10 protein-coding genes, 1 tRNA gene and 1 pseudogene are annotated in these 16,898 nt (G+C 42.2%); 11 read left to right on the forward strand and 1 reads right to left on the reverse strand.

Translation table 11 applies throughout. The features are described 5' to 3' along the window. The first annotated feature begins 143 nt into the window (after window positions 1-143). The 11 genes and pseudogenes from DT065_RS20000 to DT065_RS11250 all read left to right on the forward strand — a co-directional run bounded on the left by DT065_RS20000 (window position 144) and on the right by DT065_RS11250 (window position 15,305). Window positions 144-4,430: a peptidoglycan-binding protein gene (locus DT065_RS20000; protein WP_114373400.1), complete on the forward strand. Its 4,287-nt coding sequence runs from the start codon at window positions 144-146 to the stop codon at window positions 4,428-4,430. 70 nt (window positions 4,431-4,500) lie between these two features. After that, window positions 4,501-7,866 carry a peptidoglycan-binding protein gene (locus tag DT065_RS11205; protein ID WP_160112519.1) on the forward strand — a complete coding sequence of 1,122 codons (3,366 nt, stop codon included), beginning with the start codon at window positions 4,501-4,503 and terminating at the stop codon, window positions 7,864-7,866. Window positions 7,867-8,236: 370 nt separating this feature from the next. Further along, window positions 8,237-9,622, forward strand: coding sequence for a sugar transferase (locus DT065_RS11210; RefSeq protein ID WP_114373404.1), 1,386 nt, complete (start codon window positions 8,237-8,239; stop codon window positions 9,620-9,622). 34 nt (window positions 9,623-9,656) lie between these two features. Then, complete coding sequence (locus DT065_RS11215) at window positions 9,657-10,631, forward strand: SDR family NAD(P)-dependent oxidoreductase (RefSeq protein WP_114373406.1); 975 nt, start codon at window positions 9,657-9,659, stop codon at window positions 10,629-10,631. 111 nt (window positions 10,632-10,742) lie between these two features. Next, window positions 10,743-10,835: transfer RNA gene (locus DT065_RS11220), tRNA-Ser, on the forward strand. A 431-nt stretch (window positions 10,836-11,266) separates the two neighbouring features. Then, entirely contained in the window at window positions 11,267-11,983 is a 717-nt protein-coding gene (locus DT065_RS11225; protein ID WP_522731610.1) for a hypothetical protein, read from the forward strand. 317 nt (window positions 11,984-12,300) lie between these two features. Next, window positions 12,301-12,483: a hypothetical protein gene (locus DT065_RS11230; protein WP_114373409.1), complete on the forward strand. Its 183-nt coding sequence runs from the start codon at window positions 12,301-12,303 to the stop codon at window positions 12,481-12,483. A gap of 371 nt (window positions 12,484-12,854) precedes the next feature. Next, on the forward strand, window positions 12,855-13,088 hold the full coding sequence (locus DT065_RS11235; protein WP_160112521.1) for a hypothetical protein: 234 nt from the start codon (window positions 12,855-12,857) through the stop codon (window positions 13,086-13,088). Window positions 13,089-13,434: 346 nt separating this feature from the next. Then, the gene (locus DT065_RS11240; protein ID WP_114373413.1) at window positions 13,435-14,010 is read left to right on the forward strand and encodes a TetR/AcrR family transcriptional regulator; all 576 of its coding nucleotides are present in this window, start codon (window positions 13,435-13,437) and stop codon (window positions 14,008-14,010) included. Window positions 14,011-14,077: 67 nt separating this feature from the next. Beyond that, window positions 14,078-14,215: pseudogene (locus tag DT065_RS19345) on the forward strand (NADP-dependent oxidoreductase); the annotation flags it as partial. A gap of 103 nt (window positions 14,216-14,318) precedes the next feature. Beyond that, a complete protein-coding gene (locus DT065_RS11250; RefSeq protein ID WP_114373415.1) occupies window positions 14,319-15,305 on the forward strand; it encodes an acrylyl-CoA reductase family protein in 987 nt (328 codons plus the stop codon). Window positions 15,306-15,583: 278 nt separating this feature from the next. Here DT065_RS11250 and DT065_RS11255 read toward each other — a convergent pair whose 3' ends face one another. After that, on the reverse strand, window positions 15,584-16,783 hold the full coding sequence (locus tag DT065_RS11255; protein ID WP_114373416.1) for an IS110 family RNA-guided transposase: 1,200 nt from the start codon (window positions 16,781-16,783) through the stop codon (window positions 15,584-15,586). Between the last annotated feature and the right edge of the window lie 115 nt (window positions 16,784-16,898).

Raw genomic sequence — 16,898 nt, forward strand, 5'->3', positions numbered from 1 at the left:
AACTTAACTGAAGTAATTTGCTTAATAACCGATATAATGAATAGATTAATGTGGGCTCTTGGCATTTGCTATCAGACCCAAAATAATATGATTGTAAATTAGAGGTCGCTTAAATCTATAATAATTAATTAGGAGGAAAGTTAATGAATCAGCGCAAAAGAGCTATGCGACGGGGTAGTGCAAGCTTTCTAGCAACTGTATTAATAGTAGGCACCAGTCTTCCTGTATCAGCGGTAGAAGAAATAGCGGAAGGTGCCAATGAATCAGAGAATAAGGATTTAATTGATGTAGAGCCAAATGTTTTCAATGACAGTTCGGAAGAGGTCTTGATTTCTTCCGAACTGGAAGAAAACAAGGATCAAATAGGTCTATATATCCGAGATTATGAAACGGAGGAACCGCTCGGGATCATTGAAGAATTCAATGACGTTGATGGAGATTCTCATGAATACCAATGGGACTTAACGGTCGAGGGCCTAGACCGGGAAGAAACGCAGGACATTGAAGACGGCCATTATTACATAGAGATTATCGTAGCGGAAGATGATCAGGAAGCCGTCTACCAATGGGAAGAAATCTTGGTACACAGTGACAATGCGAAGATTCATTTAGATGAAGTCAATGAAGATGGCATTTATCTTGCTGAAGATAATGGCATCCAAGGACAAGTCGATTCTTCACTATCAGAATATGAAATCAGTGAAGAAGCGCCAGACGTTGAGTACAGGTTGGAACAGCAGGAAGAGATCTATCAAGAGGATGCGGTGACTCTCGACGAAGATGGAGGGTTTCAAATCAATGATGTGCTCGAAGAAGGAACGAGTACATTAATCATCGAAGTCACGGATGTTGCTGGTAATGAAACCGTTGAACAAATTGAAATTGAATTACTGGAAGAAGAAGTACGAGAAGAGCGAAGCGAAGATAAGGTCAAAGAAGAAGATCAAGCAGAAGAAAGCGAAGACAATAACCAAGAAAATAAAGAAGAAACCGATGAAGTAGACGAGCCGCGAACCATGCAAAGTATTGAGGTTAGCTATCAGGACGGAGATAATGGTGAGCATGTTTATGAGCTCAAGCAGGATTTAACCGCGTTAGGGTTTGGAAACTTTCCGTCCGATCCTTCAATGGCTTATGGAAGTGTGACGGAAGGAGTTGTTGAAGACTTTCAAGCCCACTATGATCTGGGTGTGACCGGGGTTGCGGATGAAGTAACATTAGCCAAAATCGAGAAAATTCTCTCCTCCCCGTATCAAGACGGATATAGTGGTGACTATGTGGTTGAGCTGAAAGAAGATTTAACCGCATTAGGATATGGCAGCTTCCCATCGGACCCCTCCACTGTCTATGGGAGTGTAACCGAGGGAGTTGTGAAAGATTTTCAAGAGGCACAAGGTTTGCCGGTTAGCGGTATAGCGGATGAAATAACGTTGGCAATCATAAGTGATCTTTTGGACCCACCGTACCAAGACGGGGATACCGGTGAGCATATTGTCAATCTCAAGCAGGATTTAACCGCGTTAGGTTTCGGTAACTTCCCGTCCAATCCTTCAACGGTTTACGGAAGTGTGACAGAAGGTGTCGTGGAAGACTTTCAATCTTACTATGACCTTGATGTGACAGGGAACGTAGATGAAGCGACCCTGGAACAAATGGAAGACGTCCTTGCTTCGTCGTATCAAGACGGCCATAGTGGGGACTATGTGGTTGAGCTGAAAGAAGATTTAACCGCGTTAGGGTTTGGGAACTTCCCGTCCGATCCCTCGACGGTTTATGGCAGTGTAACGGAGGGGGTCGTGGAGGACTTTCAAGAGGCACAAGGGTTGCCGGTTAGCGGTATAGCGGATGAAGAAACACTGGCGAGCATCAGCGATCTTTTCGATCCTCCGCACCAAGATGGAGATCAAGGCGAGCATATTGTTGATCTTAAGCAGGATTTAACCGCGTTAGGATTTGGCAACTTTCCATCGGACCCATCGATTTACTATGGAAGTGTAACCGAAGGCGTCGTGGAGGATTTTCAATCCTACTATGACCTTGATGTGACAGGCAACGCGGATGAAGCGACCCTGGAACAAATGGAAGACGTCTTCGCTTCGTCGTATCAAGACGGCCATAGTGGCGATTATGTGGTTGAACTCAAAGAAGATTTAACCACGTTAGGGTTTGGGAACTTCCCGTCCGATCCCTCGACGGTTTATGGCAGTGTAACGGAGGGGGTCGTGGAGGACTTTCAAGAGGCACAAGGGTTGCCGGTTAGCGGTATAGCGGATGAAATAACGTTGGCAACCATAAGTGATCTTTTGGACCCACCGTACCAAGACGGGGATACCGGTGAGCATATTGTCAATCTCAAGCAGGATTTAACTACGTTAGGTTTCGGTAACTTTCCGTCCGATCCTTCAACGGTTTATGGAAGTGTGACAGAAGGTGTCGTGGAAGACTTCCAATCCCACTATGGTTTGGATGTAACGGGAGATGCGGATGAAGCGACATTAGCTCAAATGGAGGAAGTCTTTGCTTCGTCGTATCAAGACGGCCATAGTGGGGACTATGTGGTTGAGCTGAAAGAAGATTTAACTGCGTTAGGATTTGGAAGCTTCCCATCGGACCCCTCCACTGCCTACGGCAGTGTGACCGAGGGAGTTGTGAAAGATTTTCAAGAGGCACAAGGGTTGCCGGTTAGCGGTATAGCGGATGAAATAACGTTGGCAACCGTAAGTGATCTTTTGGACCCACCGTACCAAGACGGAGATACCGGTGAGCATATTGTTAAGCTGAAGCAGGATTTAACCGCGTTAGGTTTCGGTAACTTCCCGACGGATCCATCAACAGTTTACGGGAGTGTAACGGAAGGAGTTGTGGAAGATTTTCAATCTTACTATGGTCTGGATGTTACGGGTGTCGCAAACGAGGCGACGATATCCAAAATAGAAGGGGTCTTATCTTCGCCCTACCAAGATGGTGAAAGTGGTGACTACATCGTTGAATTCAAAGAAGAATTAACGATGTTAGGGTTTGGGAACTTCCCGACTGATCCTTCGACTGCCTATGGAAGCGTAACAGAACTGGTTGTGAAGGACTTTCAATCCTATTATGGCTTGGTAACTAACGGCATCGCCGATGAAGTGACGTTAGCAAAAATGGAAAAGATATTATCTTCCCCATATCAAGACGGAAATAGCGGGGACTATGTGGTTGAACTGAAAGAAGATTTAACTGCGTTAGGGTTTGGGAACTTCCCGTCTGATCCTTCGACTGTCTATGGAAGCGTGACAGAAGGGGTTGTGAAAGATTTTCAAGAGGCTCATGGTTTGCCGGTTAGCGGTATTGCAGATGAGATTACCTTGAAAAGAATAGAAAGCCTCCTAGATGGGGAAGAGAGTGTTTTTTATACAGACTACAATTATTCAATTACCGACATGGTTAACACCCAAGCCCACCGCGGCCCTCGAACTGATTCATACAATCAAAGTATTGCTTATGTTTCAAGTAATTACATTGACAGAAATGGAGACCGAGGGACGGTAGAGGCAGGGGTAAATATAAGATTCGAACCTAATACGAGAATGAGTCCTGTTGGAAGGTTAAACCAGGGAGATCACGTTACAATTATCGGAACTGAACAAGATACAAATCAAGGTTCGGATACAACATGGTATGCCATAGAATTTGATCATGGAGAACATTGGCAATTTGCTCAGGCCGCAGATATTGAAAACAATGTCGATCCTAACAATTTTACATTGGATTCAAGTCATCGAGATATGTATCAATTTCTTGTTTTATCGGAGACATCCGGTGTGCCGGTTAGTTATTTGGATAATGAATTAAGAGATAAAGGCAATTTAACGGGTACTGGTAAGGCTTTTAGTAATGCAGCAAATGAGTATAGTATAAATGAATTTTATTTATTATCACACGCTTTACTGGAGACCGGAAACGGTGGCTCGCTATTATCAAGTGGTTCTATCCGTGTAGGCGAGATAAGCAATAATGAATGGGTGACTATTCAACCAAATGGCACCTATATCGCTGAGCAGAATGGAAGTAGTTGGTCAATTGAACAAGTTAATGACTTTGACGAAAGTCAGGCAAATAATATCAGAAGTATATATAATATGTTTGGTATAGGAGCTGTTGACAGTAGCCCTAATGTTCGTGGATCCATACGAGCTTATGAAGAGGGGTGGTTTTCTCCTGAAGAAGCAATTGAAGGAGGAACAAAATTTATTGCAGAATCTTATGTTCATAACCCTACGCATCAGCAGGATACCTTGTACAAAATGAGGTGGAACCCAGATAATCCTGGTACCCATCAATATGCCACCGATATAGGATGGGCTTATAAACAAACAAGTAACATTTACAGCTATTATCAGGAGATAGAATCTCTAAGAAAAACATTTGATGTTCCAAGATATAATTAAGCAGGAAGATCAGGATTTAAGATGTGCTGAAATATTGTATATTAAGTGGAAAAGGAGAATTTCGTTTATCATGAAATTACGTAAAAAATCGATACGTAGGACTTTTGCAAGCTTTCTAGCAACCGTATTAATAGTAGGCACCAGTCTTCCTGTATCAGCGGTAGAAGAAATAGCGGAAGGTGCCAATGAATCAGAGAATAAGGATTTAATTGACGTAGAGCCAAACGTTTTCAATGACAGTTCGGAAGAGGTCTTGATCTCTTCCGAACTGGAAGAAAACAAGGATCAAATAGGTCTATATCTCCGAGATTATGAAATGGAGGAACCGCTCGGGATCATTGAAGAATTCGATGACGTTGATGGAGATCTTCATGAATACCAATGGGACTTAACGGTCGAGGGTCTAGACCGGAAAGAAACGAAGGACATTGAAGACGGCCAATATTACATAGAGATTATTGTACAGGACGATACGCAAGAACCTTTATACCAGAGAGAAGAAATCTTGGTACACAGTGACAATGCGAAGATTCAATTAGATGAAGTCAATGAAGATGGCATTTATCTAACCGAAGATAATATCATCCAAGGACAAATCGATTCTTCTCTATCAGAATATGAAATCATTGAAGAAGCGCCAGACGTTGAGTACAGGTTGGAACAGCAGGAAGAGATCTATCAAGAGGATGCGGTGACTCTCGATGAAGATGGAGGGTTTCAAATCAATGATGCGCTCGAAGAAGGAACGAGCACATTGACCATCGAAGTCACGGATGTTGCTGGTAATGAAACCGTTGAACAAATTGAAATTGAATTACTGGAAGAAGAAGTACGAGAAGAGCGAAGCGAAGATAAGGTCAAAGAAGAAGATCAAGCAGAAGAAAGCGAAGACAATAACCAAGAAAATAAAGAAGAAACCGATGAAGTAGACGAGCCGCGAACCATGCAAAGTATTGAGGTTAGCTATCAGGACGGAGATAATGGTGAGCATGTTTATGAGCTCAAGCAGGATTTAACCGCGTTAGGGTTTGGAAACTTTCCGTCCGATCCTTCAATGGCTTATGGAAGTGTGACGGAAGGAGTTGTTGAAGACTTTCAAGCCCACTATGATCTGGGTGTGACCGGGGTTGCGGATGAAGTAACATTAGCCAAAATCGAGAAAATTCTCTCCTCCCCGTATCAAGACGGATATAGTGGTGACTATGTGGTTGAGCTGAAAGAAGATTTAACCGCATTAGGATATGGCAGCTTCCCATCGGACCCCTCCACTGTCTATGGGAGTGTAACCGAGGGAGTTGTGAAAGATTTTCAAGAGGCACAAGGTTTGCCGGTTAGCGGTATAGCGGATGAAATAACGTTGGCAATCATAAGTGATCTTTTGGACCCACCGTACCAAGACGGGGATACCGGTGAGCATATTGTCAATCTCAAGCAGGATTTAACCGCGTTAGGTTTCGGTAACTTCCCGTCCAATCCTTCAACGGTTTACGGAAGTGTGACAGAAGGTGTCGTGGAAGACTTTCAATCTTACTATGACCTTGATGTGACAGGGAACGTAGATGAAGCGACCCTGGAACAAATGGAAGATGTCCTTGCTTCATCGTATCAAGACGGCCATAGTGGCGATTATGTGGTTGAACTCAAAGAAGATTTAACGATGTTAGGATATGGCAGCTTTCCATCGGACCCCTCCACTGTCTATGGGAGTGTAACCGAGGGAGTTGTGAAGGATTTCCAAGAGGCACAAGGATTGCCGGTGAGTGGCATCGCGGATGAAGAAACACTGGCGACCATCAACGATCTTCTGTCGCCGCCACACCAAGACGGAGATCAAGGCGAGCATATTGTCGATCTTAAGCAGGATTTAACCGCGTTAGGATTTGGCAACTTTCCATCGGACCCATCGATTTATTATGGAAGTGTAACTGAAGGCGTTGTGGAGGACTTTCAATCTTACTATGACCTTGATGTGACAGGGAACGTAGATGAAGCGACCCTGGAACAAATGGAAGATGTCCTTGCTTCATCGTATCAAGACGGCCATAGTGGCGATTATGTGGTTGAACTCAAAGAAGATTTAACGATGTTAGGATATGGCAGCTTTCCATCGGACCCCTCCACTGTCTATGGGAGTGTAACCGAGGGAGTTGTGAAGGATTTCCAAGAGGCACAAGGATTGCCGGTGAGTGGCATCGCGGATGAAGAAACACTGGCGACCATCAACGATCTTTTCGATCCTCCGCACCAAGATGGAGATCAAGGCGAGCATATTGTCGATCTTAAGCAGGATTTAACCGCGTTAGGATTTGGCAACTTTCCATCGGACCCATCGATTTATTATGGAAGTGTAACTGAAGGCGTTGTGGAGGACTTTCAATCCTACTATGACCTTGATGTGACGGGAGATGCGGATGAAGCGACATTAGATCAAATGGAGGAAGTCTTTGCTTCGTCGTATCAAGACGGCCATAGTGGGGACTATGTGGTTGAGCTGAAAGAAGATTTAACCGCGTTAGGGTTTGGGAACTTCCCGTCCGATCCCTCGACGGTTTATGGCAGTGTAACGGAGGGGGTTGTAAAAGATTTTCAAGCTTATTATGGGTTAGTGACAAATGGCATGGTCGATGAAATAACGTTGTCGAAACTAGAAGAGATTTTAGGTTCACCTTATCAAGATGGTGAGAGCGGCGATTATGTCGTTGGACTCAAAGAAGATTTAACGAAGCTAGGATTTGGCAACTTTCCATCTAGCCCCTCTACGGCCTATGGGCCTGTAACAGAAGGAGTGGTGAAAGACTTCCAATCAGCCTACGGCTTACCGGTTAGTGGTATAGCGGACGAAGTGACTTTGGCGACGCTGTCTGAAACACTTGAAAATATGAACGAAATCAAAATCTTCATCGACCCCGGTCACGGTGCTCACGACTCAGGCGGTACTGGCAATGGCCTACAGGAAAAAAATGTTGCGCTTGACATATCGCTTCATGCAGCCGAGGTATTGGAAGATGAATACTTAGGCGTTGACGTGATGATGTCAAGAACAACGGACGAGTTCATTGAACTGGAAGATAGGGCAGCCATGGCAAATGATTGGGGCGCTGATTATTTCGTTAGCGTGCACAATAATGCCTTCAACGGCCTAGCAAGTGGATTTGAAAGCTATATTTATAATGGCAATGTGTCAAGTACAACCATAGAAAAACAAGAAGAAGTCCATCAGTATATTGCTAATGAGTTAGATGCAACGGATCGAGGTGCGCAAACGGCAAACTTTAGCGTGTTGCGCAATACGTCCATGTCAGCGATCCTTTTAGAGTTGTTGTTTATCGACAACGCTGTGGATGCAGAAACGTTAGGAAGTGCTGAAGGTAGAGCTGAATTGGGTCATATTACGGCAGACGCCATTGCCCATGCGTGGGACTTAGAAAGAAGATAGCAACTTATATGTGACTCCGGTTCATCACCGGAGTCCTTTCGATGCAATAAAGGCCAAGAGGCCCATATCGATAAAATTACATATTTCCACCATAACCATCCATTCAATTTCCAAGCTTCCGGGTAATTGCCGTGTAGGACAATGTTTATTTTTCATTTGATTATTAAAATATTCATATGGCGGTCACAAATTGTCATCACCTTGTAGATTTCGTGCAGAATTTGCAGTTTTCTTTTACATGTATTTTTGGTATGGTATACATGCATAATCAATGGTTCGTCTGTTTAATATTAAGGACTAATGAATGGATATGCTTTCGTTATCTTTAAATACAGGAATTTATTTACAGTATCTAGTGGGAGAGGTACGAATGCCGGATAACAGTGAATCGCGAAATCATAAATTTATTATCATATTGATTGACCTCTTCGTTATTTTGGCAGCCTATATTGGCGCATTTTATATACGTTACGGAGGCTTTCCGGCGGAGAACTGGTCATCGTTTGTGGCGTTGTTGCCTTGGATCTTGTTGATCGGTTTATTCTTTATTTCCGTATATGAACTGTATGCGCTGAGCCGTAAAAATACGATTTGGGATGTGCTATTGAAGATACTGATTGCCGTGTCTTTTATGGCTTTCTTAACGATGGCAGCTTCTTACTTGTTTAGAGAGTTTGCCCTTCCCCGTTCCATTATATTAATTGCCAGTATCTTCACCGTTTTATTCATGGTTTTTTGGAAATCATTATATTTAAAGTTCATTCGGCGCAATGTCGTCGGGAAGGTTCTTTTAATCGGGGATGGCGAAGAAGCGCAAAAAATGATGTCGAAAGTCAAGCATCCGATGTTGCAAGGAACATCCGTCAAACACATCGAAGCCGACACGCCGATTAGCCTCGTGACGTCGTTCTTTCGGCAAGTGGATTACGTGCTTTTATGTCCGAACATCAGCAAAGAGCAAAAATCACAAATCATTTATCACGCGATGGAATGCAACAAAGTCGTTTATGTCATTCCGACGCTGTATGAACTGCTCATGCAACGGTCGCAGGTGACGCCGCTTGAAGATACGTTGGCCATGTCGGTAAAACCATTCGGGTTGACGTGGGATGAAAAGCTGATCAAACGAACGTTTGATATCCTCGCTTCCGGATCGATTTTGTTGCTCGCTTCGCCTTTGTTGCTTTTGGTAACATTAGGCATTAAACTCGAGAGTCCAAAGGGCAGCATCATCTATAAGCAGGAGCGGCTCGGACAGAACGACCAGGCCTTTACGATCTACAAATTCCGTTCCATGATTGAAGGGGCGGAAAACGGTACCGGACCCATGTTGTCGCCAGAAAACGATAACCGGATTACAAAATTCGGGAAAATCATTCGCGCCACGCGGTTAGATGAGCTTCCGCAAGTGTTTAACGTGTTAAAAGGGGACATGTCCTTAGTCGGTCCGCGTCCGGAACGTGAATTTTTCATCAAACAGCTTTCCGAACAGTATTATCACTACAGTTATCGCAATACCGTAAAACCGGGGATCACCGGGTATGCCCAGATTATGGGGAAATACAGCACGGAAGCGGTCGATAAATTACGATTTGATCTGTATTATATCCGGAATTACAGTTTTTGGTTAGATATCATTATTCTGCTCAAAACGTTCGCTGTTGTATTCGACATGTCTAAAACAGAAGGCACGACGGAAAAAAAAAGTACGTCGTCTATGGAGAAAAAAAGCAAAGCAACCTTTGATAACCAATAGCAGCAATATAAGGCTCGAAAAAGAGGATAGGCATATGCAAAAAATACTTGTCACAGGCGGAGCAGGTTTTATTGGCTCGCACGTCGTCGATGCACTCGTTGAACAGGGGAAATCGGTACTTATTGCCGACAATTTGAGTACCGGGAAAAATGCACATGTGAACCCAAGCGAAAACACGTATTTTTTTGATGTGGACATCACAAAACGGGACAGGCTGGAACAAATCTTCCGGCAACACTCCGACATTGACGGGGTCATCCATCTGGCTGCACAAAGCAAAGCAAGCCCTTCCCTGGATGCGCCGGAGCACGATGCAAACATCAACATTCACGGCACCGTGAACGTGTTGGAATTAACGAAGGCTTATGAGGTAAAAAATTTCATTTATGCGTCGTCCGCAGCGGTGTACGGTGATCAACAAACGTTGCCGATCGCTGAAGATGTAGCGGTGGAACCACTGTCTCCGTACGGCGTGTCCAAACAAGCCGGTGAAGAATACGTGAAAGCTTATCGGCGGTTGTACGATATCGATGCACGGGTTTTGCGGTTTGCCAACGTGTATGGACCGAGACAAAGCGTCGACACGGAAGCCGGGGTCATTACCATTTTTGTTGAACAGTTATTGAATGGCGAGCAACCCGGCATATATGGCGACGGAAAACAAACAAGGGATTTTATCTACGTGACAGACGTGGCGAGCGCGATTCTCCATTGTTTATTTGAAGAGCCGAGCGAGCCGGAGGAGTCATCGCCAGTCTATAATGTCGGCACGGGGCAAGAAACGAGCGTCGAAGAGCTGTTACGCGAATTGTGTGCGGTTATGGACCAGCGCTACCGTCCGCTCTATATGGAAAAAAGGCCTGGCGACATTGAAAAAAGTTATCTGGACAATCGTAAATTGCGCGCGAACTACGCGTGGGAACCTGAAACGTCGCTGGCGGATGGGTTGACTGCAACGATCGCTCATGCAAAACGTTCAGATGCGTCTTATGAAAAGATCGATTCATGAATTGGAAGAACTTGGTGCGAAGCCAAGTTCTTCTAAAAAAATTGCGTTATTTTCTTGCATTCACGATTCGAACATGCTAATATGGTCTTTGTCACTGACAGATCTACATACGGAGGAGTACCCAAGTTCGGCTGAAGGGAGCGGTCTTGAAAACCGCCAGGGGGTTAACGCCCCGCGGGGGTTCGAATCCCTCCTCCTCCGCCATACTTAATCTGACGATGCTTACAGCGATTTTCAAATCGAAAAATAAAGTGAGATAAAGGCGATCAACACCTGCCGGTTTCCCTTGCGGTTTGGGGCATTAAACCGCCAGGGGTCTTAAAGAGAAATTTTGGAAGAAATGAAGCACTCCTTTAACGAAAAGTTAAGGGGGTGTTTTTTAGTAATACGATCGAGGCGCGATTGTGGAATAACAGTAAACAACTTTTTATCACAAATTTTGTGTGTAATGGTTGTGCGAATAATGAAAAGTAAACTTCTTTATTTTCATTGAACAAAAAATTAGCGCCGCATTCCCCTTCAAAATCTGTGATTTAGTGGGGGTAAGGCGCTAAGGTCTTATTCTCCTAACCCTTCAACACATTATCGGTTTTTTACGAACGTACAACGATGCTTTATCTTTTATCATCGATGTCATTGATAAAGCGTTTGATAACCTTGATGAGATGACAACAAAATCTATCGTTCCGGAAGTAGAAAAACTCATTTATACAACAAAGTCAAACCCTTCTCCAAAGTACCGGGAATTTAACGCTCGTTTTTATAAATTCCCTTCCTATTTTCGCAGGAGTGCCATTGCTTCGGCCTTTGGTAAAGTGAAAAGCTATCGCTCCAATTATCGTAATTGGAAGGAAGAAGAAGCAATCGCCCTTTCTGAGGGAAAGAAGTTTACGAAAAATCCTCCGAGCTTACAATTAAAGCACAAGGAGTTCCCTGTGTTTTATCGCGGGAACATGTTCGAAAGAGCGTCGGATACAACAGCTCAAATCAAAATCTTTCATAAAAATGATTGGGTATGGATCAATATCAAATTCAAAGAGCAAGACCTCTACAAACGTGGCGTTTGGGAATGGAAAGAAAATAATCCTAAACTTGTGAAAGTTGGGAAAAAATATTTCCTCAACTTCAGTTATCAGTCAAAAGTGACATTAAATAAAATCAAAATCAACGACCAAAAAATATGTGCAGTAGACTTCGGAATTAATAACTCTGCAGTTTGTTCTATCATCGATGTAAACGGCACTGTCTTGGCTCGTCAGTTTGTGAACCAACCAAAGGAAAAGACCGGATTATACGATGACGAACAAACGCCGCAAAGCACAACGGTCTTCAGGGTGGATTGCTGCACCTAATTTTTGGCGAAGAATCAATGGCCGTCAAAAGCACATCGTTAACAACACGTCACATGAAATTGTAACGTTTGCAAGCAGCTGTATTTAAGGTAAGGGATGCTCCATCAAAATTTTCGATTTAGTTGGAGAGGTTCACGAAAAGAGTATCGGGTTTGCGAAAGTCCTTGTATAAAAAGATAGTGGAAAAGTAACCTTTGTAGCAATCTGAAGAATTTTAGGGGTTTAGCAGGTCGCTCAGTCACGATACGTCGGGGACGCTGTAAATGATGATTCAAATCCGTTATAATAATGAAAAGATCAATAACTGAGGTGAGAAAATGAGTATAAAAGAAGAGGTTATAAAAGCGATAAGCGAACTTCCAAACGATGTCACTTATGAGGATATTATGGAGGAAATATTTGTTCAATCTAAAATTGACGCCGGATTAAATCAACTTGATGAGGGAAAGTACCTTACTCATGATCAAGTGAAGGAGCGTATGGGTAAGTGGTTGAGTTGAGATGGTCATTATTAGCGGCTGAAGATTAAGAAAACATTTGTTTGTATATTGAAAAGGATTCAGAAAGATATGCAAGGATCATTGCTCAGCAAATTGTAGGTATGGTTGATTCCATTCCCACATTCCCATATTCGGCAAGAATGGTACCAAAATATAATTCTGAGTTTATTAGAGAAAAAATGATAAAAAGCTACAGGATTATCTATAGAATACATTGAAGTAGTTCGAATATTGCACCAATCGAAGCAACTAAAGGACAATTTAGAGGAATGACAGGTCGCATTTTTCAACCGAGGATTATGCGACTTGCTTTTTGTTACGTTAAAGGGGCGCGAGAACAGAATAAATCATATCTTGGAGCGAAATTAATCATGAAAAAAGCTCAGGAACAGTGGAATCAAATCCCAGAGTGGACAAGAGAAAAAATCGCCCATAATGTGTTTTGCGTGTCCTGTGACGGAACAACTACGATTGCAGATTATAAAATTAGATGGCGGGATTCAGAGATGATATTTCACTCCGTGAAAATTGTCAGAAGTGTGGCCATGAAGTGGCTCGTTACATCGAGAGAGAATGAATCATTGGTTTTTGCTGAGATTCCTTGAATATTTGGAGCACAATCCTGTTGAAACGGTCGCAGTTGCGGAATAAATTTGTTCAACAGTTGGGCCATTTTGCGGAATAAGGCTATCAAGAGTCAGGATAATGTAAGATGAAAATTTTATTAATTAACAATTTTTCTCTTGATTGAAGTATAAATTGAGAAAAAAGCTTTTTTTCTGGTGGTTCTAAAGCATAGGGAAGGGTGATAATAATTGCTGGCGTTATTTCTTTACTGATCGTTCTCTAAATGATATCATAAGTTGAGTAGGGTTAGAAATAAACCCTATTTTTTAAAATGAGAATGTTTGTTCTCTATATGCTATAATGCGTTCCAAGGGAGGTGATAGCATGGCTAGAATCAAGGAATATGATGAAAATGAAGTATTACAAAAAGCTATGGTGCTCTTTTGGACACAAGGCTATGAAAAAACCTCGATGCAAGATTTAGTCACGCATATGGGAATCCATCGCAGAAGCATGTATGATACATTTGGCGATAAGCACACATTATTTATGAAAGCATTGGAACGCTATGAAGATGTAATAGGGGCCAAGATAGATGCGCAAGTAAAGCCACTGGATTCGGTAAAACAGGCCATCAGGTGTTTATTTGAGATTGCAATTTATAAAAATGAAAAAGAACCTATTGGTTGTTTAACAGTAAAAACAGCAGTTGAATTGTCCCTACATGACGAAGAAGCAGCAGAGAAAGTTGCGGATAGTTTCTCAAAGACTGAAAAACTACTGTACGAGTTATTGCTACGAGGTCAAACGTTGGGAGAAATATCTAATCATCATGATGCAGGAAAACTCTCCCAGTTTATTCATAATTCATTAGTGGGATTGCGAGTATTAGCGAAAACAAGTGGTGATAGAGAAAAATTGGAAAGTATTATCGATACGACACTGTCTGTTTTGGATTAAGCTTTCTTTTTTTATCTTTTAGAGAATGTTCGTTCTCGAATTATCTCAATTAAAATTGTACGTATACTTTTTAAAAACGATGTTGCTCTCCGTAGTAAGTAAAAAACTTACTACACTTGAAAAAAAGCATAATGTTCAATATGCGTATTTGTTTATGAAGCCGAGTGGAGAACAATTACGTATTATCGCAGACTTTATTGAATCTGTATCTATGATGAAAAAAAGAGTCTTGTTGCTCATTCAACGAGTACATGTATGGTTTTAACAGAGAATTCCAATCATAAAAGAGAAAGGAAAGGATGATGAACATGAATAATTTCAAAGCGATGATACTAGACAAAGTAAATGATCAAACGAAGTTAGAAATCAAACAATTAAGTATGGAAGATCTTCCAGAAGGCGACGTAACCATTCAGGTAGCCTATTCTAGCGTAAATTTTAAAGATGGTGCAGTAGCCATCCTAAATAAGTTTGTATCCTCCTATCCTGTTGTACCAGGAATTGATTTAGCTGGAACAGTTATTGATTCAAAAGATGAACGATTTACCAAAGGGGATGAAGTTATTGTTACGAGCTTCGAAATAGGAACAGGTCACTTTGGCGGCTTTAGTGAAGTCGCACGTGTTCCTGCAGAGTGGGTTATTTCCCTTCCGAAAGGGTTATCTTTAAAGGATTCTATGATTCTTGGCACAGCTGGATTAACTGCTGCAATATCCGTTCAACGATTAGAAGATAATGGATTAGAACCTAGCCAAGGACCAGTTCTAGTAGCTGGTGCAACTGGAGGAGTAGGCAGCATTGCGGTAAATATCTTAGCTAGAAAAGGTTATGAGGTTGTAGCGAGTACAGGAAAAACAGACCATGAAGAATATTTGAAGGGATTAGGAGCTAAACAAATCATTCATCGTGATGAGATAGTAGATAATGACAATCATCCAGTACGTGAAGAAAAATGGGCAGCAGCGGTTGATCCTGTTGGGGGAAAAACGCTCCAATACATTCTAAGTACATTGAAGTATGGTGGATCTGTAGCTACATGTGGTTTCACAGGTGGCAGTGAAGTTTCCACAACCGTTTTTCCTCATATTTCAAGAGGTATTAATTGGCTTGGTGTTGATTCGGTTCAATATCCAATGAACAAGCGTTTAAAAGTTTGGAATCGTCTAGGGGATGATTTGAAACCAACAACATTAAATGAAGAGATAGTGAATGAAATCTCATTAGAAGAGTTACCCGGAGTATTAGCTGCTATATTAGAAGGAAAAGTACGAGGAAGAACGCTTGTTAAACTATAATCTGTAATTTAAAATGAAGGAGATAAGAAGTATCTACTCTTATCCTCCTTCTCTGTTTACTTATTAGTGCAATGGAAGAAATTGCTATTCTTATGAAACTCTCTCAGCTAGGTATTAATTAATTGTGAAAATCTTCACTTAAACAATACCAGCTAATATTAGTCAATACTCAGGCCTAAAAAAGCCCATAAAAATGTGGTAAGATAAAAAAAGACATGCCAAATAACCTTCCCTTTTCAAAATGGAAGGTTTTGGTATTTATGGTATTTTTAAAACCGTTATTGTTCTACAAAAGCCTCATTACGCTTTACCATGGCATGGATCCAGTGAAGAAGTTTATTAGCACAAGCGATAACAGCGGTCTTGTGTGGTTTTCCTTCTTCTCGTTTTCGATCATAAAAAGCTTTAAGCTTCGCATTGCGATTTTTAGTTAAACCGCACTGCACAGCTGTGAACAAAGCTTGCCGAAGCCTTGATGAACCCCTTTTTGTGATTCGATTGATGGTAGCTTTAAACTTCCCGGATTCATGAACGCTCGGGTCAATCCCTGCATAGGCAACGAGTTTCTTAGGGTGCTGAAACTGATTGATATCACCCATCTCGGATAGGATTGTGGCGGCAATTTTACGCCCAATGCCAGGGATTGATTTGATGATGAGGTATTCGTCAAAGGTTTCAGCCAGGGCGTCTATCTCTTTTTTCAACTTGGATAGATGCTCTTGGTATTGGAACAGCATTTGAACGTACATCTGAAGGCTAACCAGATGACTTTGATCGATGTTTCGTTTAAAAGGATTTCGTTCAGCTGCGTCCTTTAACAGGCGAGCCTTATGCCAAAACCACGCATAGGAGCGTTTCGGCCCTGTTTGTTGCATCTCCGCAGCCAGCTCTTGCTGTGTTGCGTTTTTGACATCGTAAGAGGTCGGGTAACGAAGCAAGGTGGTTAAGGAAATATTGGCATACAAATCGCTAAAAACGCTTTGGTATTCAGGGAAAATCTGCTCCAATGTGGCTTGAAACTGAAGTTTGATTTGTACATAAGTTTCGGTTAATGCTTGATGTTGTCTGGTTAAGTTGCGTAAGTTCATGGTCTGTATTGTTTTCTTTAGAAACACTTCCAGGTCTTCTTTGTAGTAAAGCTCACACAGGTGATGTGCATCAATGGCGTCCGTTTTCACTTTGCGCAGGCTCGTCTTTTTCGCTTCATAGGAAACGACCGGGTTAATCAAATAGTAGGTTATCTCACGTTCTTCAAGAAACTGAAGCACGGGTTCATGATAGTGCCCGGTTGACTCAAAGATGACGACTGGCGCCTGTCCAGACACATGCTCAACGTCTTGATAAAAACGATAAAATTCATGTAATCCATGAAGATTGTGCGTGAACTTGAAGCTTTTCTTATAAGGCTTTTTCCTTTGTAAAAAGGCTTGGACCTGGCTTTCTCCTTTAGCAATATCCAGGCCAATGACAGGATCCATCTTTTATCACCACTTACTTAATGTATTTGCCGGTGCTCCCCTCGCTCATCTTGTAGTTTCATAGCTTCGCTTGTTATACGGGATCGCTGTCCCAACCAGCCTCAAACATGTTTCT

It is taken from the genome of Salicibibacter kimchii (assembly GCF_003336365.1).
Lineage (GTDB): Bacteria > Bacillota > Bacilli > Bacillales > Marinococcaceae > Salicibibacter > Salicibibacter kimchii.